The sequence below is a fragment of the Mycobacterium sp. NAZ190054 genome (assembly GCF_001545925.1).
GTDB lineage: Bacteria > Actinomycetota > Actinomycetes > Mycobacteriales > Mycobacteriaceae > Mycobacterium.
Genome location: NZ_LMVQ01000035.1, coordinates 1 through 17955 on the forward strand (window position 1 = coordinate 1; position 17955 = coordinate 17955).

Annotated in this window: 22 protein-coding genes and 1 pseudogene; 17 read left to right on the forward strand and 6 right to left on the reverse strand. The window is 70.0% G+C overall.

Translation table 11 applies throughout. The features are described from left to right. A pseudogene (locus tag ASJ79_RS33640) lies at nucleotides 1-132 on the forward strand (flavin-dependent monooxygenase); the annotation flags it as partial. Beyond that, nucleotides 128-466, forward strand: a complete 339-nt coding sequence (locus tag ASJ79_RS03620) for a DUF2567 domain-containing protein (protein WP_067953283.1) — start codon at nucleotides 128-130, stop codon at nucleotides 464-466. The pseudogene ASJ79_RS33640 and the gene ASJ79_RS03620, both read left to right, overlap by 5 nt. On the opposite strand, the gene ASJ79_RS03625 is transcribed toward ASJ79_RS03620, so the two are convergent. Both ASJ79_RS03625 and ASJ79_RS03630 read right to left on the reverse strand, forming a co-directional pair. Beyond that, nucleotides 402-1754 (reverse strand): lipase family protein, encoded by a 1353-nt coding sequence (locus ASJ79_RS03625; protein ID WP_067953285.1) that lies wholly within the window; start codon nucleotides 1752-1754, stop codon nucleotides 402-404. The two genes, ASJ79_RS03620 and ASJ79_RS03625, sit on opposite strands and share 65 nt — an antisense overlap. Before the next feature lie 42 nt (nucleotides 1755-1796). Continuing rightward, nucleotides 1797-2501 carry an NUDIX domain-containing protein gene (locus ASJ79_RS03630; RefSeq protein WP_067953287.1) on the reverse strand — a complete coding sequence of 235 codons (705 nt, stop codon included), beginning with the start codon at nucleotides 2499-2501 and terminating at the stop codon, nucleotides 1797-1799. Between the two features lie 47 nt (nucleotides 2502-2548). Between ASJ79_RS03630 and nadA the strand changes: the two genes are divergently transcribed. Genes nadA through ASJ79_RS03650 form a run of 4 tightly spaced genes read left to right on the forward strand, consistent with a single transcriptional unit; the run spans nucleotide 2549 to nucleotide 6434 of the window. Further along, a complete protein-coding gene (nadA, locus tag ASJ79_RS03635; protein WP_067953358.1) occupies nucleotides 2549-3580 on the forward strand; it encodes a quinolinate synthase NadA in 1032 nt (343 codons plus the stop codon). After that, on the forward strand, nucleotides 3577-5139 hold the full coding sequence (locus ASJ79_RS03640; protein WP_067953290.1) for an L-aspartate oxidase: 1563 nt from the start codon (nucleotides 3577-3579) through the stop codon (nucleotides 5137-5139). Before nadA ends, ASJ79_RS03640 begins: the two co-directional genes overlap by 4 nt. Further along, entirely contained in the window at nucleotides 5136-5993 is an 858-nt protein-coding gene (nadC, locus tag ASJ79_RS03645) for a carboxylating nicotinate-nucleotide diphosphorylase (protein ID WP_067953360.1), read from the forward strand. The genes ASJ79_RS03640 and nadC overlap by 4 nt, the downstream gene beginning before the upstream one ends. A 3-nt stretch (nucleotides 5994-5996) precedes the next feature. After that, a complete protein-coding gene (locus tag ASJ79_RS03650) occupies nucleotides 5997-6434 on the forward strand; it encodes a hypothetical protein (RefSeq protein WP_067953292.1) in 438 nt (145 codons plus the stop codon). A gap of 3 nt (nucleotides 6435-6437) precedes the next feature. Here the strand turns inward: ASJ79_RS03650 and ASJ79_RS03655 are convergent, their stop codons facing one another. Together ASJ79_RS03655 and ASJ79_RS03660 are read right to left on the reverse strand one after the other, a co-directional pair. Further along, nucleotides 6438-7076, reverse strand: coding sequence for a LysE family transporter (locus tag ASJ79_RS03655; RefSeq protein WP_067953294.1), 639 nt, complete (start codon nucleotides 7074-7076; stop codon nucleotides 6438-6440). A gap of 22 nt (nucleotides 7077-7098) precedes the next feature. Beyond that, the gene (locus tag ASJ79_RS03660; protein WP_067953296.1) at nucleotides 7099-7482 is read right to left on the reverse strand and encodes a nitroreductase family deazaflavin-dependent oxidoreductase; all 384 of its coding nucleotides are present in this window, start codon (nucleotides 7480-7482) and stop codon (nucleotides 7099-7101) included. A gap of 36 nt (nucleotides 7483-7518) precedes the next feature. Here ASJ79_RS03660 and hisD point away from each other — a divergent pair, with 36 nt between their 5' ends. The 9 genes from hisD to ASJ79_RS03705 all read left to right on the forward strand — a co-directional run bounded on the left by hisD (nucleotide 7519) and on the right by ASJ79_RS03705 (nucleotide 14544). Continuing rightward, a complete protein-coding gene (gene hisD / locus ASJ79_RS03665) occupies nucleotides 7519-8874 on the forward strand; it encodes a histidinol dehydrogenase (protein ID WP_067953298.1) in 1356 nt (451 codons plus the stop codon). Next, nucleotides 8874-10019, forward strand: a complete 1146-nt coding sequence (locus ASJ79_RS03670; protein WP_067953300.1) for a histidinol-phosphate transaminase — start codon at nucleotides 8874-8876, stop codon at nucleotides 10017-10019. The genes hisD and ASJ79_RS03670 overlap by 1 nt, the downstream gene beginning before the upstream one ends. Then, complete coding sequence (gene hisB / locus ASJ79_RS03675) at nucleotides 10016-10642, forward strand: imidazoleglycerol-phosphate dehydratase HisB (protein ID WP_067953301.1); 627 nt, start codon at nucleotides 10016-10018, stop codon at nucleotides 10640-10642. Before ASJ79_RS03670 ends, hisB begins: the two co-directional genes overlap by 4 nt. After that, nucleotides 10639-11259 (forward strand): imidazole glycerol phosphate synthase subunit HisH, encoded by a 621-nt coding sequence (hisH, locus tag ASJ79_RS03680; RefSeq protein WP_067953303.1) that lies wholly within the window; start codon nucleotides 10639-10641, stop codon nucleotides 11257-11259. The genes hisB and hisH overlap by 4 nt, the downstream gene beginning before the upstream one ends. A gap of 32 nt (nucleotides 11260-11291) precedes the next feature. Further along, the gene (priA, locus tag ASJ79_RS03685; RefSeq protein ID WP_197420059.1) at nucleotides 11292-12020 is read left to right on the forward strand and encodes a bifunctional 1-(5-phosphoribosyl)-5-((5-phosphoribosylamino)methylideneamino)imidazole-4-carboxamide isomerase/phosphoribosylanthranilate isomerase PriA; all 729 of its coding nucleotides are present in this window, start codon (nucleotides 11292-11294) and stop codon (nucleotides 12018-12020) included. Then, nucleotides 12017-12835, forward strand: coding sequence for an inositol monophosphatase (locus ASJ79_RS03690; protein ID WP_067953308.1), 819 nt, complete (start codon nucleotides 12017-12019; stop codon nucleotides 12833-12835). The genes priA and ASJ79_RS03690 overlap by 4 nt, the downstream gene beginning before the upstream one ends. Then, nucleotides 12832-13617 (forward strand): imidazole glycerol phosphate synthase subunit HisF, encoded by a 786-nt coding sequence (hisF, locus tag ASJ79_RS03695; RefSeq protein ID WP_067953310.1) that lies wholly within the window; start codon nucleotides 12832-12834, stop codon nucleotides 13615-13617. The genes ASJ79_RS03690 and hisF overlap by 4 nt, the downstream gene beginning before the upstream one ends. Continuing rightward, nucleotides 13614-13961, forward strand: a complete 348-nt coding sequence (gene hisI, locus ASJ79_RS03700) for a phosphoribosyl-AMP cyclohydrolase (protein ID WP_067953312.1) — start codon at nucleotides 13614-13616, stop codon at nucleotides 13959-13961. The genes hisF and hisI overlap by 4 nt, the downstream gene beginning before the upstream one ends. A gap of 121 nt (nucleotides 13962-14082) precedes the next feature. Continuing rightward, nucleotides 14083-14544, forward strand: coding sequence for an ester cyclase (locus tag ASJ79_RS03705; protein ID WP_067953313.1), 462 nt, complete (start codon nucleotides 14083-14085; stop codon nucleotides 14542-14544). On the opposite strand, the gene ASJ79_RS03710 is transcribed toward ASJ79_RS03705, so the two are convergent. Next, complete coding sequence (locus tag ASJ79_RS03710) at nucleotides 14541-15335, reverse strand: ABC transporter ATP-binding protein (RefSeq protein WP_067953315.1); 795 nt, start codon at nucleotides 15333-15335, stop codon at nucleotides 14541-14543. The genes ASJ79_RS03705 and ASJ79_RS03710 overlap by 4 nt on opposite strands. Continuing rightward, complete coding sequence (locus ASJ79_RS03715; RefSeq protein WP_067953316.1) at nucleotides 15332-15799, reverse strand: peroxiredoxin; 468 nt, start codon at nucleotides 15797-15799, stop codon at nucleotides 15332-15334. The genes ASJ79_RS03710 and ASJ79_RS03715 overlap by 4 nt, the downstream gene beginning before the upstream one ends. Nucleotides 15800-15831: 32 nt before the next feature. Between ASJ79_RS03715 and ASJ79_RS03720 the strand changes: the two genes are divergently transcribed. Continuing rightward, a complete protein-coding gene (locus ASJ79_RS03720; protein WP_067953318.1) occupies nucleotides 15832-17358 on the forward strand; it encodes an anthranilate synthase component I in 1527 nt (508 codons plus the stop codon). Further along, nucleotides 17355-17936, forward strand: coding sequence for a TIGR02234 family membrane protein (locus ASJ79_RS03725; RefSeq protein ID WP_067953319.1), 582 nt, complete (start codon nucleotides 17355-17357; stop codon nucleotides 17934-17936). The genes ASJ79_RS03720 and ASJ79_RS03725 overlap by 4 nt, the downstream gene beginning before the upstream one ends. Nucleotides 17937-17955: the final 19 nt, after the last annotated feature.

Below are 17955 nucleotides of genomic sequence, written 5' to 3' on the forward strand. Positions count from 1 at the left end.
CCGGTCTACAAGATGCCTTGGGGCACCATGCATCCCACCACGATCAGCGCTCCGATCGTGGGAATGGCCTACGGCGCCTACGAGGCTCACGTCGAGCATCAGGGCAAGCGGGTGCGCGCCGCGTTCGGTGGGGGCTGCGGCCGCCACCACGGGAGTCGGCGCGCTGCTCGCCCGGCTGCGGTACGGAACCATCGACCTCGCCGCGGCACCGGTGTCCGACCAGCAGCGGGTGCACTACATCACCGAAGCGCCGTCGGTGTTCTTCGGCCACTCGCCGCTGCAGATCGCGGTGACGTTGCTCTACCCGGCGGCGGTCGCCGCCGTGGTGTACCTGCTCGGCGCGGTCGCGACACCCCGCGACGACCTCGGCGCGTGGCCGCCGGTCGAGTACCCGGCCGCGCCTACTGGTCGAACCGCGACAGGGGTTGACGTTCCACCTGTCGTCCCAACATCACCTTCGCCGTGATCCTGCCGAGGGTGAACATCCCCCGGTAGGTCGACGGGTTCAGCAGGGTCGGCCACTTGGTCCGCGCGATGTGCGCGCGCACCGGCCGCCCGGCGAAACGGTCGCGCAGCCAGCGCAGCGTCATCGGCGCCGACATCGGGTGCAGCAGAAGGTGTTCGCTGAACATGTCGCGGTGGTAGGTGACGCTGGCCCCGCCCCTGGTGTACGTCTCGGTCAACGCGTCGATGTCGTCGACGGAGATGATCCGGTCGTGCACGGCCTGGACGATGAGCAGCGGCACCTTCGGCGCCGCGGTGCCGAGCTTGATGCTGTCGAACACGTGCTGGACCTCGGGTGTCAGCAGGATCTCCTCGAGGGGCCGGTCCACCATGTGGGCCATGTCCTTGAAGACGAGGGCGAGCATGGCGTGCGCGGTGGTCATCTTCTCGATCCGGTTCAGCATCGCCTTGCCGTCCTCGGTGGCGTGCTCGGCGATGATCCGCTCGAGGTCGGGGTAGATGTGGGTGAGCGCCGCGACGACCATGGCCGGCAGGCCCGAATAGATGCTGCCGTTGAGGCGGCGGAACGCGTGACCGAGGTCGCCGACCGGTGAGCCGAGGACCGCGCCGACGACGTTGAGGTCGGGGGCGTAGGTGTCCTGGACCTCGGCGGCCCAGGCGGAGGCCAGTCCGCCTCCGGAATAACCCCACAGACCGACCGGGGCGTCCTGCGCCAGCCCCAACGGCGCGTGGTTGAGCGCGGCGCGGACTCCGTCGAGCACGTGGTAACCGGGTTCGTAGGGGGCACCCCACATGCCGGTCGTGCCCTCGTGGTCGGGGACCGACACCGCCCAGCCCTCGGCCAGCGCGGCGGCGATCAACAGGAACTCGAACTGTGCGACGGCACCGAGGGCCTTGGCGCCGCGCCGCAGTGCGTAGGACGGGAAGCATCGTCCGGCCACGGCGTCGATGGCGCACTGGTAGGACACGACGGGCATGGGCCGGTCGGAGGTCCGCTCGGCCGGGACCAAAACGGTCGTCACCGCGGCCTGGGGTCCGTCGTTGAGGTCGGTGGTCCGGTAGAGCAGCTGAGTGGCGCGGAATTTCTGCGGGATCAGTCCCAGGAAGGCCAGTTCGACGTCGCGGGAGCGCAGCACGGTGCCCGGGAGGGCATGTTCGAAACCTCCGGGAGGTTCGTAGAACGGATCCTTGGCCGGTACGACCGGCCGCGACTTGGGCTGGAGCGGTTCGTGGGACGGCTGGCCGATCCACTCGGCGCCGGTCGACCGTGCCACGTTGCCCGCGTCCATTTAGGCATTCTTACTTAAGAAGCCCTTAAGAAGCCAGCCGACTCACCCGGGCGGACGCAGCGCGGCGAACTCGTCGGTCACGCGGTACCGGGAGTCGGTGAACCGGTAGAGCGCGGCGGGACGTCCGCCGCTGCGGCCGGAGCGTGCCGTGGTGCCGGTGCGCGTGATCACCTGACGGCGTTCCAGCACGCGCTGCAGGTTGGTCGCGTCGACCGGGTGCCCGAGCGCCGCGCTGTAGATGTCGCGCAGGGTCGACAACGCGAATTGCTCTGGCGCCAAAGCGAACCCGATGTTCGTGTAGGACAGCTTGGCCACCAGCCGGTTGTGCGCGTGCTCGACCATGGGGCCGTGATCGAAGGCCGTGGCCGGCAGGTCGCTGACCGGATGCCAGCGGGTGTCCGGTGGCAGTTCCGGCGTCGCGGGGGAGGGCACCAGGCCGAGGAACGTGGAGGCGATGGTGCGGGGCCCGGGAACGCGGTGCGGGTCGGAGAACACGGCGAGCTGCTCGAGGTGGGCCAATTCACGCAGATCGACCTTCTCGGCGAGCTGGCGCCGAACTGAACTCGTCAGATCCTCATCGGGGCCCAGGCGGCCGCCGGGCAGGGCCCACCGGCCTTTCTCCGGATCGAGTGCACGTTCCCACAACAGCACGTGAAGTGTGGGTTTACCGCCGGTGGCCGCGGACGCGCCCTGCCGCACCTGGAACACCGCGGCGAGCACCTCGTGTTCGGTGCTAGTATGTGCCATGTTTTCGATTGTAAGTCGAAAACCTCGATGACGTGAAGGAGTCAGCGATGACCGTGCTCGCCAACGACCTTGCCGACCGGATCACGGACGGCCCGGGAGGGTTCTCGGGTGTCGACGGGGACGAGGCGTGGGCCGCTGAGGTGCGCCGCCTGCTCGATCTTCGTGGCGCGACGCTGCTCGCACACAACTACCAGCTGCCCGCCATCCAGGACGTAGCAGACCACGTCGGCGACTCGCTGGCGCTGTCGCGGATCGCCGCGGAGGCCCTCGAGGACACCATCGTGTTCGCCGGGGTGCACTTCATGGCCGAGACGGCCAAGATCCTCTCGCCGGACAAGACGGTGCTGATCCCGGACCAGCGGGCCGGGTGCTCACTGGCCGATTCGATCAGCGCCGACGAGCTGCGGGCGTGGAAGGCCGAGCATCCCGGGGCGGTGGTGGTCTCGTATGTCAACACCACCGCGGCGGTGAAGGCCGAGACCGACATCTGCTGCACCTCGTCGAACGCCGTGGAGGTCGTGGCCTCCATCCCCGAGGACCGCGAGGTGTTGTTCTGCCCCGACCAGTTCCTCGGCGCGCATGTCCGGCGGATGACCGGGCGCAAGAACCTGCACGTGTGGGCCGGTGAGTGCCACGTGCACGCCGGCATCAACGGCGACGAGCTGGCCGACCAGGCCCGGGCGCATCCCGACGCGGAGCTGTTCGTCCACCCCGAATGTGGTTGCGCCACGTCGGCTCTCTACCTGGCCGGGGAGGGCGCCTTCCCCGAGGACCGGGTGAAGATCCTGTCCACCGGCGGCATGCTCGACGCCGCCCGCGAGACCGGCGCCCGTCAGGTGCTGGTGGCCACCGAGGTCGGCATGCTGCACCAGTTGCGCCGGGCCGCACCCGAGATCGATTTCCAGGCCGTCAACGACCGGGCGTCGTGCCGGTACATGAAGATGATCACCCCGGCCGCGATGCTGCGGTGCCTGATCGAGGGTGCCGACGAGGTCCACGTCGACCCGGATGTCGCAGCGGCCGCTCGGCTCAGTGTGCAGCGCATGATCGAGATCGGGCAGCCCGGCGGCGGGGAATGACCGCGCCGTCATGCGGCGGCGCCGGGGTGTGGCGCCGGCGCGCCGACGTCGTCGTCATCGGCACCGGGGTCGCGGGCCTCGCCGCGGCACTGGCGGCCCACCGCCGCGGTCGCAGGGTTGTGCTGCTGAGCAAGGCCGGTGAGACCGCGACGTTCTACGCCCAGGGTGGGATCGCGGTCGTGCTGCCCGACAACGACGACTCGGTCGACGCGCATGTGGCCGACACGCTGGCGGCCGGCGCGGGGCTCTGCGACCCGGCGGCTGTCCGCTCGATTGTCGCCGACGGACACCGGGCGGTCTCCGAGCTTGTCTGTGCCGGGGCACGTTTCGACGAGTCCGTCCCCGGCCGGTGGGCGCTGACCCGTGAGGGCGGGCACAGCAGGCGACGCATCATCCACTCCGGTGGTGACGCGACCGGTGCCGAGGTGCAGCGGGCGCTCGACAACGCCGCGGCCACACTCGACATCCGCCGCAACCACGTTGCGCTGGAGCTGGTGATCGACGACGGCGCGGTGGCCGGGGTGTCGGTGCTGAGCGCCGACGGGCCGGGTGTGGTGTATGCGCCGTCGGTGATCCTCGCCACCGGCGGTCTGGGGCACATGTACGCGGCCACCACGAACCCGGACGGCTCGACCGGTGACGGCGTCGCTCTGGCCATGTGGGCGGGGCTGCCGGTCGCCGATCTCGAGTTCATCCAGTTCCACCCGACCATGCTCTACACGGGCCGGGGTGGTGGCCGGCGCCCGCTGATCACCGAGGCGCTGCGCGGTGAGGGCGCGAAACTGGTTGATGCTCAGGGTTGTTCGGTGACCGCAGGGGTGCACCCGATGGGGGACCTGGCGCCCCGGGATGTGGTGGCCGCGGCGATCGAGGCGCGACTGTCGGAAACCGGGGACGCCTGCGTCTACCTCGACGCTCGGGGTGTCGACGACTTCGCGGCGCGTTTCCCGACCGTCAACGGCGCCTGCCTGCAGGCGGGGATCGATCCCACCAGCCGGCCGATCCCGGTGGTGCCCGGTGCCCATTACAGCTGCGGCGGAGTGGTGACCGACGTGTACGGACGCACGGACGTGGCAGGGCTTTTCGCGGCCGGCGAGGTCGCGCGCACCGGGATGCACGGGGCCAACCGGTTGGCCTCCAACAGCCTGCTCGAAGGGCTGGTCGTCGGCGGGCGCGCCGGTGACGAGGCCGCGCGCCACGCCGCGGCCGTCGGCCCCAGCCGTATCGTGGACCCCGCTCCCGCCGTGCGTCTCGCCTTGCCGCGCAACGAGCTTCAGCAGGCGATGACGCGGCACGCGTCTGTCGTGCGGAGCGGGGACGGATTGCGCGAGCTGGCCGGACAGCTGGCCGCCGCGACACCGCGGGAGCTCCGGTCGCGGTCGGACTTTGAGGACGCGGCGCTGACCACGGTCGCGGGGGCGGTCGCGGCCGCAGCCTTGGCGCGCACCGAATCCCGCGGCTGTCACCACCGCTCGGACTTCCCCGACAGCGATCCTGCGCAGGCGGCCCGCGCGGTGCGCGGTGCGACCCCTGCTCCGGTGGCGGTGGGGTGCCGATGACGCTCACCGACACCGAGCTCGTCGAGGCGCGCGCCGTCATCGCGCGCGCGCTCGACGAGGACCTGCGCTACGGACCGGATGTCACCACGCAGGCCACCGTCGCCGCCGGTGCGCGGACCACCGCCTCGATGGTGTCGCGGGAACCCGGTGTGGTGGCCGGCCTGGATCTCGCGCTGCTGGTGCTCGACGAGGTGCTCGGCGCCGACGGGTACCGGGTCGAGCACCGGGTGGCCGACGGGACCCGGCTGGACGCCGGCGGGGCCGCGCTGGTCATCGAGGGCCCGACGCAGGGCCTGCTCACCGCGGAGCGCACGATGCTGAACCTGGTCTGCCACCTGTCGGGCGTCGCGACCGCGACGGCGGCGTGGGTCGAGGCGGTGTCGGGCACCCACGCGCAGATCAGGGACACCCGCAAGACGCTGCCCGGGCTGCGCGCGCTGCAGAAGTACGCGGTGCGCGTCGGCGGTGGCACCAACCACCGGCTCGGCCTCGGCGATGCCGCGCTCATCAAGGACAACCACGTCGCCGCCGCCGGCTCGGTGGTCGCCGCGCTGCGCCAGGTCCGTTCGGCGGCGCCGGACCTGCCGTGCGAGGTCGAGGTCGATTCGCTCGAGCAACTCGACGACGTGCTCGCCGAGGACGTCGAGCTGGTGCTGCTCGACAACTTCCCGGTGTGGCAGACCCAGATCGCCGTGCAGCGCCGCGACGCGCGCTCGCCGAAGACGAAACTGGAGTCCTCGGGCGGCCTCGCGCTGGAGAACGCCGCCGACTACGCCGGCACCGGCGTCGACTACCTCGCCGTGGGTGCGCTCACCCACTCGGTGCGGGTGCTCGACCTCGGGTTGGATCTGTAGACCGTGAAGGTGTCCCTGGCCGTCGCGGTGGTGGCCCTCGGGGTCGCGGTGTTCGCGCTGGTGCGCACGTTCGACACCGAACCGGACTACACCGATCAGCAGCGGGACGCGGCCAGGACCGCGATCTGCTCGGCGTTCGAGACCGTCCGCACCGGCGTCGCGACCAACACCAACGTCGAGGCGCCCGACGACATCGCCGGCGCACTGGCCGCGGCGGCGAACGCGCGGGTGGCGCTGTTCGACGGTGGCCAGTACCTGCTGGCCCGGCTGGATCCGGCCACCCCCACCGATCTGGCCGGGGAGGTCCGCCGCTTCGCCAACCAGCTGATGGACATCGGCGCCGCGGCCACCGCCGGGGTGCCGAACGACGATCCGGTGCAGGCCGGGCGGCTGCAGGACGCGGAAGCCGCAGGCACGGCGATCAGCGGTCGCTGCCGGTAGCCGTCATGCCGTCGCCGGGCCGCGCCGCAGCAGCGACAGCACCACGGCGGCACCGGCGAACAGGCCGGAGAACACCCGGTTGAGCACGGTCTGCTGGCGCGGCGTGCGCAACCAGCGCAACAGGCGCACCGCCAGCCCGGTGTAGAGCCCCATCACGACCATGTCGACGGCGACCATCGTCACCCCGATCGCGAGGTACTGCGGGAGCAGGGGCGCGGTCGGCACGACGAACTGCGGCATCACCGCGAGGAAGAACAGCAGGCCCTTCGGGTTGGTGGCGTTGACGAGGAACCCCCGAACCATCAGCGACCTGCGTCCGCCCTCGATCGCATGGTCGATCTGGGCGTTCAGGTCGACCGCCGCGCTGCGCCACTGCCGGATCGCGAGGTAGGTCAGATAGGCCACCCCGACCCACTTGATCACGGTGAACGCGACGACCGAGTTCGCGACCGCCGCGCCGAGCCCCACCGCGACCAGGGTCAGCTGCAGCATCAGACCCGCCTCGAGGCCGAAGATGCTCCAGTAGCCGCGCTTGACGCCGTGCGTCAGCCCGGTGGCCATCGACTGGATCGCGCCGGCGCCCGGCGACACCGCGATCACGATCGCGGCGCCGAAGAACGCGAGCCACATCTGCCAGGTCATGGGTCGAGTGTGTCAGGCAGGGTCAAGCGATATCCGCGACGAACACCGCGATCTTCTTCGCCTGGCGGCGTGCGATCGCCGGCAGGGCGGCCACCCCATCACCGTTGGGCACGATCCTCGGATTGACGATGTGCACTTCGTCACGGAACAACCGCACGTCGGCCTCGCCCGCGGCGAGGACGTTCTCGGCCCAGTCGGTCCTGCCGTGCCCCAGCACGACGGCCAGCTCGCCGCCCTTGCGGTAGGCGGTCACCACCGTTTCGTAGTGGCGCCCGGACCTTCGACCTCGGTGTTTGATGACCGAGAGGCCCGGCAGCCGGCCCGCGAGCGGTTTGATGACGGGGTTCATGTACTTGATCTGAAGCCGGTCGAGCCATCCCGGGAACATCCGCGGCAGTTCCGACACGTCGCCTCCGATACCGATTTGTGCAGCTCTGGGACAATGGTCAGCGTGAATGTATCGCCAGGGCTTCTGCGGCGCATCGATCTGCGCGGCACGTCGTTGTCGGCGGCCCGTCTGCGCTCGGCCCTGCCGCGCGGCGGTGTCGACGTCGACGCCGTCGTCCCCAAGGTCCGTCCCATCGTGGACGCGGTCGCCGAGCGCGGCGCCGACGCCGCGCTCGAGTACGGTGCCTCCTTCGACGGTGTCCGTCCCGAGCACGTCCGGGTGCCCACGGAGAAACTTGCGGAAGCTCTCGCCGAGCTCGATTCCGAGGTCCGCGCCGCGCTGGAGGTCGCGATCGAGCGGGCCCGCGCCGTGCACGCCGATCAGCGCCGTACCGACACGACCACCACGCTCGCTCCCGGAGCGACGGTGACCGAACGCTGGGTGCCGGTCGAGCGGGTCGGTCTCTACGTTCCGGGGGGCAACGCCGTCTATCCGTCCAGCGTCGTGATGAACGTGGTCCCGGCGCAGACCGCCGGTGTCGACTCGCTGGTCATCGCGAGCCCGCCGCAGGCCTCCAACACGGCCCACTTCCAAGGCCTGCCGCACCCGACGATCCTCGCCGCGGCCGCGTTGCTCGGTGTCGACGAGGTGTGGGCGGTCGGTGGGGCGCAGGCCGTCGCGCTGCTGGCCTACGGCGGCACCGACACCGACGGAACCGAACTCGCCCCGGTCGACATGATCACCGGCCCCGGCAACATCTACGTCACCGCCGCCAAGCGGATCTGCCGCTCCCAGGTCGGCATCGACGCCGAAGCGGGGCCCACCGAGATCGCGATTCTCGCCGACCACACCGCCGATCCGGTGCACGTCGCGGCCGATCTGATCAGCCAGGCTGAGCACGACGAGATGGCCGCCAGCGTGCTGGTCACCGACAGCCCGGCATTGGCCGACGCCACCGACCGTGAGCTGTCCGTGCAGTTGGAGACCACCGTGCACCGCGCGCGGGTGACCGCTGCGCTGAGCGGTCAGCAGTCGGCGACCGTGCTGGTCGACGACATCGACGCCGGCGTGCGGGCGGTCAATGCCTACGCCGCCGAGCATCTGGAGGTCCAGACCGTCGATGCTGCCGCCGTGGCGGACCGGATCCGTTCTGCGGGAGCCATTTTCGTCGGCCCGTACTCACCGGTGAGCCTCGGTGACTACTGCGCGGGGTCCAACCACGTGCTGCCCACCGCGGGCTGCGCCCGGCACTCCAGCGGGTTGTCGGTGCAGACGTTCCTGCGCGGCATCCACGTCGTCGACTACACCGAGGCTGCCCTCAAGGACGTGTCCGGGCACGTGATCACGCTGGCCAAGGCCGAGAACCTGCCCAGTCACGGCGAAGCGGTGCGGCGGAGGTTCGAGCGGTGATGAGCGCTTGCGCGAAGAACGAACAGGCGGTGATCGTGTCCATTCCGGGCGCAGGCGTCTCCCTGGACGATCTGCCGCTGCGTGAGGACCTGCGCGGGAAGTCCCCGTACGGTGCTCCGCAGTTGGCGGTTCCGGTGCGGCTGAACACCAACGAGAACCCGCACCCGCCGACGCAGGCGCTGATCGACGACGTCGCCGAATCGGTGCGGGCGGTGGCCGCGGAACTGCACCGCTACCCCGACCGCGACGCCGTCGCGCTGCGCGCCGACCTCGCCGCCTACCTGAGTGCACAGACCGGCGACGCCGTCGGCGTCGAGAACGTGTGGGCGGCCAACGGTTCCAACGAGATCCTGCAGCAGCTGCTGCAGGCCTTCGGTGGGCCGGGCCGCAGCGCGATCGGTTTCGTGCCGTCGTACTCGATGCACCCGATCATCTCCGACGGCACCCAGACCCGGTGGCTGGTGGCCAACCGCGGCGACGACTTCGGTCTCGACGCGGCCGTCGCCGCGACCGCGATCAAGGAACACAACCCCGACATCGTCTTCGTCACCAGCCCCAACAACCCGTCGGGACAGAGCGTTTCCCTGGACGACCTGCGCTTGCTGCTGGACGCCATGACGGGCGGGATCATGATCGTCGACGAGGCCTACGGCGAGTTCTCGTCGCAGCCCAGCGCGATCGGGCTGATCGACAGCTACCCGACCAGGCTCGTCGTCAGCCGCACCATGAGCAAGGCGTTCGCGTTCGCCGGTGGGCGGCTCGGCTACCTCGTCGCGGCACCCGCGGTGATCGACGCGATGCTGCTGGTGCGTCTGCCGTATCACCTGTCGTCGGTCACCCAGGCCGCGGCCCGTGCCGCGCTGCGGCACGCCGACGACACCCTGGGCAGCGTCGCGACGCTGATCGCGGAACGGGAACGGGTGTCCGACGCGTTGACGGGGATGGGTTTCCGGGTGATTCCGAGTGACGCGAACTTCATTCTGTTCGGTGAGTTCGCCGATGCGCCGGCCACCTGGCAGCGCTATCTGGACGACGGCGTGCTGATCCGCGACGTCGGCATTCCCGGATACCTGCGCACCACCATCGGCCTGGCCGAAGAGAACGACGCGCTGCTGGCCGCCAGCGCCCGAATAGGAGCACCGTGAGCGAACCGATTCGCCCCGCCCGACGCGCCAAAGTCGAGCGCAAGACCAAGGAGTCCGACATCGTCGTCGAGCTCGACCTGGACGGCACCGGGCAGGTCAGCGTCGACACCGGGGTCCCGTTCTTCGACCACATGTTGACCTCGCTGGGCAGCCACGCCAGCTTCGACCTGACGATCAAGGCCGTCGGCGACGTCGAGATCGAGGGTCACCACACCATCGAGGACACCGCGATCGTGCTCGGCCAGGCGCTCGCGCAGGCGCTGGGCGACAAGAAGGGCATCCGCCGTTTCGGTGACGCGTTCATCCCGATGGACGAATGCCTGGCCCACGCCGCGGTCGACGTCTCGGGGCGGCCCTACTTCGTGCACACCGGCGAGCCGGAGTACATGGTGCAGTTCACCATTGCCGGTTCGGCGGCGCCGTACCACACGGTGGTCAACCGGCACGTCTTCGAGTCGCTGGCCTACAACGCCCGGATCGCGCTGCACGTGCGCACCCTCTATGGGCGCGATCCGCACCACATCACCGAGGCCGAGTACAAGGCCGTCGCCCGCGCGCTGCGCCAGGCTGTCGAGTACGACCCCCGGGTCAGTGGCGTGCCGTCGACCAAAGGCACACTGTGACAGCCAGACTCGTCGTCCTGGATTACGGATCGGGCAACCTCCGTTCGGCGCAGCGCGCCCTGGAGCGGGTCGGCGCGCAGGTCGAGGTCACCGCCGACCCCGATGCGGCCGCCAACGCCGACGGCCTGGTGGTGCCGGGCGTGGGTGCGTTCGAGGCGTGCATGACCGGGCTGCGGGGGATCGGCGGCGAGAAGATCATCGCCGACCGGCTGGCGGCGGGCCGGCCGGTGCTGGGGGTGTGCGTCGGCATGCAGATCCTGTTCTCGCGTGGCGTGGAGTTCGGTGTGGAGACGGCGGGGTGCGGCCAGTGGCCGGGCTCGGTGATCCGGCTGGACGCGCCGGTGATCCCGCACATGGGCTGGAACGTCGTCGACGCCCCCGCCGGCAGCGTGCTGTTCAAGGGCATGGACGCCGACACCCGGTTCTACTTCGTGCACTCCTACGCCGCCCAGCAGTGGGAAGGTGCGGACAGCGCGCTGCTCACCTGGGCCACCCACCATGTGCCGTTCCTGGCCGCGGTCGAGGACGGCCCGCTGTCGGCCACTCAGTTCCACCCGGAGAAGAGCGGTGACGCCGGCGCCGAATTACTGTCGAACTGGGTCGGGGCGCTAAGTTGACCAGCGTGAATTCCACGAACGTCTCGTCGAAGTTGATCCTGCTGCCCGCCGTCGATGTGGTCGAGGGCCGCGCTGTCCGGCTGGTACAGGGCCAGGCCGGCAGCGAGACCGAGTACGGTTCGGCACTCGAGGCGGCGCTGACGTGGCAGCGTGACGGCGCGGAGTGGATCCACCTGGTCGACCTCGACGCGGCGTTCGGCCGCGGCTCCAACCGAGAACTGCTCGCCGACGTCGTCGGCCGACTCGACGTCGCCGTCGAGCTGTCCGGCGGGATCCGCGACGACGATTCGCTGGCCGCCGCGCTGGCCACCGGCTGCGCGCGGGTGAACCTGGGCACCGCGGCGCTGGAGAATCCGCAGTGGTGCGCCAAGGTGGTCGCCGAGCACGGCGACAAGGTCGCGGTGGGCCTCGACGTCAAGATCCAGGACGGTCAGTACCGCCTGCGCGGGCGCGGCTGGGAGACCGACGGCGGTGATCTGTGGACGGTACTGGAACGCCTTGACCGCGAGGGATGCTCGCGCTTCGTCGTCACCGACGTGACCAAGGACGGCACCCTCAACGGACCGAACCTGGAACTGCTGGCCCAGGTCTGCGACCGCACCGACGCGCCGGTCATCGCGTCCGGCGGCGTGTCCAGCCTCGATGACCTGCGCGCGATCGCGACGCTGACCGACCGCGGCGTCGAAGGCGCGATCGTCGGGAAGGCGCTCTACGCAGGCCGATTCACGCTGCCGCAGGCCCTCGACACGGTCCGCGCGTGAGCCTCGGGCCCAAGCAGCTCGCTGATCTGCTCGATACCGCGGCGGGCGTGCTGGACGCGGCGTCGGGTCAGTTCGTGGCGGGACACCGCGCCGATTCGGCGGTGGCCAAGAAGGGCAACGACTTCGCCACCGAGATCGATTTGGCCATCGAGCGACGGGTGGTCGCCGAGCTCACCCGGCTCACCGGGATCGGGGTGCACGGGGAGGAGTTCGGCGGCGAAGCGGTCGAGTCGCAAGCGGTGTGGGTGCTCGACCCGGTCGACGGCACCTTCAACTACGCGGCGGGCTCGCCGATGGCCGCGATCCTGCTGAGCCTGCTGTGGGAGGGTGAGCCCGTCCTCGGTCTGACCTGGCTGCCGTTCATGGGCCAGCGCTACACGTCGATCGCCGGGGAGCCTGTGCGGTGCAACGGTGATGCGCTCGCCCGGCTCGAGCCGGTCTGCCTCGCCGACGCGATGGTCGGGACAGGCACCTTCAACATCGACTCGCGCGGGCGCTACCCCGGCCGCTACCGGGTCAAGGTGTTGGAGAATTTGAGCCGGGAGTGTTCCCGGATGCGGATGCACGGCGCCACCGGGGTCGACTTCGCGTATGTGGCCGCCGGAATCCTCGGCGGGGCAATCAGTTTCGGTCACCACATCTGGGACCATGCGGCCGGGGTGGCGCTGGTGCGCGCCGCGGGCGGGAAAGTGACCGACCTGGCGGGGGAGGACTGGACCGCGTCCTCGCCGTCGGCGCTGGCCGCGGCGCCGGGTGTGCACGAAGAGATCCTGGCGCTCGTCAGAGCCGCCGGCGACCCGCAGGACTATCTGTGAAGCCGACGAGCGACGTCGCCACCCGGGTGATCCCGTGCCTGGACGTGGACGCCGGGCGGGTGGTCAAGGGCGTCAACTTCGCCAACCTGCGCGACGCGGGGGATCCGGTGGAACTCGCCGCGGCCTACGACGCCGAGGGCGCCGACGAGTTGACCTTCCTCGACGTCACCGCGTCGTCGTCGGGGCGCGCCACGATGCTGGAGGTGGTGCGGCGCACCGCCGAGCAGGTGTTCATCCCGCTCACGGTCGGCGGCGGTGTGCGTTCGGTCGCCGATGTCGACGTGCTGTTGCGGGCGGGGGCAGACAAGGTGTCGGTGAACACCGCGGCGATCGCCCGGCCGGAACTGCTCTCGGAGCTGTCGCGCCAGTTCGGCTCGCAGTGCATCGTGTTGTCGGTCGATGCCCGCACGGTGCCCGAGGGTTCACAGCCGACACCGTCGGGCTGGGAGGTCACCACCCACGGCGGCCGTCGCGGCACCGGGATCGACGCGGTCGAATGGGCGGCCCGCGGCGCGGAACTCGGGGTGGGGGAGATCCTGCTCAACTCGATGGACGCCGACGGCACCAAGACCGGATTCGACCTGAAGATGCTGCGCGCGGTGCGCGGCGCCGTCACGGTGCCGGTGATCGCCAGCGGCGGTGCGGGCGCGGTCGAACATTTCGCACCGGCCGTCTTCGCCGGGGCCGACGCGGTGCTGGCGGCCAGCGTGTTCCATTTCCGGGATCTGACCGTCGGTCAGGTGAAGGCAGCGATGAAAGCCGAAGGGATCGTGGTGCGATGAGTCTGGACCCGGCGATCGCAGCACGGCTGAAGCGCAACGCCGACGGACTGTTCACCGCGGTGGTGCAGGAGCGTGCCACGGGCCAGGTGCTGATGGTCGCCTGGATGGACGACGACGCGCTCGCGCGGACCTTGGAAACCCGTGAGGCGACTTATTTTTCGCGCTCGCGCAACGAGCAGTGGGTGAAGGGACTCACGTCCGGGCACACCCAGTACGTGCATTCGGTGCGGCTGGACTGCGACGGCGACACCGTGCTGTTGGAGGTCGACCAGGTCGGCGCGGCCTGCCACACCGGCGACCACACGTGCTTCGACGCCGACCTGCTGCTGGGTCCGCAGACCTAGTGTCGCCAGTCTGAATTCGGTTCACGGGTGTGAGGTGGGACGGTCGTGTCGCAGCTTCCGCATGACCTCTGTGGCAGGTGTTGACATGTCACATCTCAACGCTCCGCGGTGTCTATAGGACATGACTGAGGACACGACCGACGAAGCGACGCTGCGGCGGTTCCATGACGCCACCAACAGCCGCGACACCGAGACCATCTCGACGATGATCGACGAGATCGTGGATCCGGATGTGCTCTTCCACGCGCCGGTACCGATGGACGCGGCGGGCCCGCAGGCACTCAAGCAGGTGTGGGAGGTGCTGCCGCGTGCGTTTCCCGATCTTCATGTCGAGGTCGAGGACGTGATTGCGCAGGGCGACAAGGTCGTTTGCCGGAACACGGTGACCGGTACCCACCTGGGCGAGTACCGGGGCCTGCCGCCGACCGGCAAATCGGTCGCCTACAGCGAGATCTTCATATTCCGCTTCGCCGGCGGTCGAATCGCCGAGATCTGGGGTGTTGTCGACGTGCTGTCACAGCTGCGACAACTCGGTGCCCTTCCGCCCCACACCCGTGAACCACATTCAGACGCGCGTCACTAGACGATGCGGCTGGCCTTCGCGCGGGCGGTCCAGCGTCCTTCGTCGTAGCCGACCACGACGGGATGGGCGAACGCCTCCGAGACGGTGTCGGTGGTGATCGTCTCGCGGGCCGGCCCGCTGGCCACCGCGCGCCCCTCGGCGATCAACAGCGCGTGCGTGGTCGTCGTCGGCAGTTCCTCGAGGTGATGGGTGACCAGGATCGACGCCACCTCGGGATGGGTCTGGTCGAGCGAGTCGATGGTCTCCAGCAGCTGTTCACGGGCCGCCACGTCCAGCCCGGTCGACGGTTCGTCGAGCAGCAGCAACCGCGGCTCGGCAATCAGCGCCCGCGCGATCAGGGTGCGGCCGCGTTCCCCCTGCGACAGCGTCGGCCACACGTCGTCGGCCTTGTGGGACAACCCGACCGCCGAGATCATCGCGTCGGCGCGGTCGCTCTCCGCGGCCGACGGTGCCCACCGCATCGGAGTGTCGATGGTGGCGGTGATGCCGGTCAGCACCACCTCGCGCACCGTCAGCGGGTACTGCAGCTGATGGCGCGGATTGACGTGCCCGATGTGGTGACGCAGCCCGGCCAGGTCCACCCGGCCCAACTGGTCGCCGAGGATGCGCACCGTGCCCGATGTCGGAAAGGTCACGGCCGCACAGAAACCCAGCAGTGTGCTCTTGCCGGCGCCGTTGGGTCCCAACAGCGCCCAGTGCTCGCCGGAGTTCACGGTCAGCGAGACACCGTCGATGATCTGTTTGCCGCTGCGGCGGAACGTGACGTCGGTGAGTTCGAGGACCGGCGTCATGAGCGGCGCCGCAACGCTGCCAGGGCCTTGTCGGCGTGGGTTTCCATGCTGAACTCGCTGGCGATGACCTCCAGCACCGTGCGGTCGGTGTCGATGACGAACGTGGTGCGCTTGACCGGCATGAACTTGCCGAGCAGCCCGCGTTTGACCCCGAACTGTGTCGCCACCGTGCCCTCGGTGTCCGACAGCAGCGGGTAGTCGAACTTCTGCTGATCGGCGAATTTGGCCTGCTTGTCGACCGGGTCGGCACTGATGCCGACGCGGGTGGCGCCGACGGCGGCGAACTCGGTTGCCAGGTCCCGGAAGTGGCAGGCCTCCTTGGTGCAACCCGGCGTCATCGCGGCCGGGTAGAAGAACAGCACCACCGGACCGGCGGCGAGCAGGCCCGTCAGCGACGTCGCCGTCCCTGTCTGGTCCGGCAGTTCGAAATCGGCGACCCGATCACCCGGTTTGAGGGGATTCATGTTCTCAACCGTACTTCTGGGACAATCTCGGGGTGCAGACGACCGCCACCCTCAGCGTGACCACGACGCGTGAGGACTTCCGGGCGCTGGCCGCCGAGCACCGCGTGGTCCCGGTGACCCGCAAAGTGCTCGCCGACAGCGAGACGCCGTTGTCGGCGTACCGCAAACTCGCCGCCAACCGCCCCGGAACGTTCCTCCTCGAGTCGGCCGAGAACGGCCGGTCGTGGTCGCGCTGGTCGTTCATCGGTGCCGGCGCCCCGTCGGCGCTGACGGTCCGTGACGGCGAGGCGGTCTGGCTGGGTGTCATCCCGCGGGACGCGCCCTCCGCGGGTGATCCGTTGCAGGCGCTGCGCGCGACGCTGGCGTTGCTGGAGACCGCGCCGCTGCCCGGGCTGCCGCCGCTGTCGTCGGGGCTGGTCGGCTTCTTCACCTACGACATGGTGCGCCGCTTGGAGCGGTTGCCCGAGCTGACCGTCGATGATCTCGGGTTGCCCGACATGATGCTGCTGCTGGCCACCGACATCGCCGCGGTCGACCATCACGAGGGCACGATCACGTTGGTGGCCAACGCGGTGAACTGGAACGGCACCGACGAACGCGTCGACTGGGCCTACGACGACGCCGTGGCCCGGTTGGACGTGATGACCGCGGCGCTGGCCGAACCGCTGACCTCGACCGTCGCGACGTTCCACCGACCGGCGCCCGAGCACCGGGCCCAGCGCACCGTCGAGGAGTACACCGCGATCGTCGACAAGCTCGTCGGTGACATCGAGGCCGGCGAGGCGTTCCAGGTGGTGCCGTCGCAACGCTTCGAGATGGACACCGCCGCCGATCCGCTCGACGTGTACCGGATGCTGCGGGTGACCAACCCGAGCCCCTACATGTATCTGCTCAACGTTCCCGACGAGCATGGCGGACTTGACTTCTCGATCGTCGGGTCCAGCCCCGAAGCGCTGGTCACCGTCAAGGACGGACGCGCGACCACGCACCCGATCGCGGGCACCCGGTGGCGCGGCGACACCGAGGAGGAGGACCTTCTGCTGGAGAAGGAACTGCTCTCCGACGAGAAGGAGCGGTCCGAGCATCTGATGCTCGTCGACCTCGGCCGCAACGACCTGGGCCGGGTCTGCCTGCCCGGGACGGTGAAGGTCGAGGACTACAGCCACATCGAGCGCTACAGCCACGTCATGCACCTGGTGTCCACGGTCACCGGGCTGCTCGCCGACGACAAGACCGCGCTGGACGCCGTGACGGCGTGTTTCCCGGCCGGGACGCTGTCCGGTGCGCCGAAAGTCCGGGCGATGGAGTTGATCGAGGAGGTCGAGAAGACCCGGCGCGGCCTCTACGGCGGGGTGCTCGGCTACCTCGACTTCGTCGGCAACGCGGACTTCGCGATCGCGATCCGCACCGCACTGATGCGCGGCGGCACCGCCTACGTGCAGGCCGGCGGTGGTGTCGTCGCCGACTCGAACGGGCCCTACGAGTACAACGAGGCGGCCAACAAGGCCCGCGCGGTACTGGCGGCGATCGCGGCGGCCGAGACGCTGAGCGAGCCGTGACCCGCGTCGCGCAACTCCTGCTGGTGCTCGCCGCGGCGGGCCTGTGGGGGGCGTCGCGGCTGACCTGGGTGCAGATCACGTCGTTCGACGGCCTCGGGCAGCCGAAGACGACCGACCTGGCCGGCTCGACGTGGTCGACGGCGCTGGTCCCGCTCGCGCTGCTGGTCCTCGCCGCCGCCGTCGCCGCGCTCGCGGTGCGCGGTTGGCCGTTGCGGGTGCTGGCGGTGCTGGTCGCGGGTGCGAGCGCCGGCATGGGCTATCTGGCGATCAGTCTGTGGGTGATCGCCGACGACGCCGTGCGCGCCACCCGGCTGGCCGACGTGCCGGTGACGGATCTGCTCGACACGCAGCGGCACTACACCGGTGCGGTGGTCACGTTGGTCGCCGCGGTGCTGTCGCTGCTCGGCGCCGTGCTGTTGATGCGCTCGGCGACCCACAGGCGCGCCGAGGCGTCGCGGTACACGCGTCGCCGCGCCGCGGGGGACGACATCGGTGACGTGGGGCTGTCGGAGCGGATGATCTGGGACGCCCTCGACGAGGGACGCGACCCGACCAACCCGGACAACCAGGGGCGGTGACGAAGCATGGCTCGGTGGC

Bases quoted from the DNA above. Each gene is read 5' to 3' on its own strand.
- ASJ79_RS03625 (WP_067953285.1), bottom strand. From the start codon at position 1,754: ATGGACGCGGGCAACGTGGCACGGTCGACCGGCGCCGAGTGGATCGGC.
- ASJ79_RS03630 (WP_067953287.1), bottom strand. From the start codon at position 2,501: ATGGCACATACTAGCACCGAACACGAGGTGCTCGCCGCGGTGTTCCAG.
- nadA (WP_067953358.1), top strand. From the start codon at position 2,549: ATGACCGTGCTCGCCAACGACCTTGCCGACCGGATCACGGACGGCCCG.
- ASJ79_RS03640 (WP_067953290.1), top strand. From the start codon at position 3,577: ATGACCGCGCCGTCATGCGGCGGCGCCGGGGTGTGGCGCCGGCGCGCC.
- nadC (WP_067953360.1), top strand. From the start codon at position 5,136: ATGACGCTCACCGACACCGAGCTCGTCGAGGCGCGCGCCGTCATCGCG.
- ASJ79_RS03655 (WP_067953294.1), bottom strand. From the start codon at position 7,076: ATGACCTGGCAGATGTGGCTCGCGTTCTTCGGCGCCGCGATCGTGATC.
- hisD (WP_067953298.1), top strand. From the start codon at position 7,519: ATGGTCAGCGTGAATGTATCGCCAGGGCTTCTGCGGCGCATCGATCTG.
- ASJ79_RS03670 (WP_067953300.1), top strand. From the start codon at position 8,874: ATGAGCGCTTGCGCGAAGAACGAACAGGCGGTGATCGTGTCCATTCCG.
- hisI (WP_067953312.1), top strand. From the start codon at position 13,614: ATGAGTCTGGACCCGGCGATCGCAGCACGGCTGAAGCGCAACGCCGAC.
- ASJ79_RS03705 (WP_067953313.1), top strand. From the start codon at position 14,083: ATGACTGAGGACACGACCGACGAAGCGACGCTGCGGCGGTTCCATGAC.
- ASJ79_RS03710 (WP_067953315.1), bottom strand. From the start codon at position 15,335: ATGACGCCGGTCCTCGAACTCACCGACGTCACGTTCCGCCGCAGCGGC.
- ASJ79_RS03715 (WP_067953316.1), bottom strand. From the start codon at position 15,799: ATGAATCCCCTCAAACCGGGTGATCGGGTCGCCGATTTCGAACTGCCG.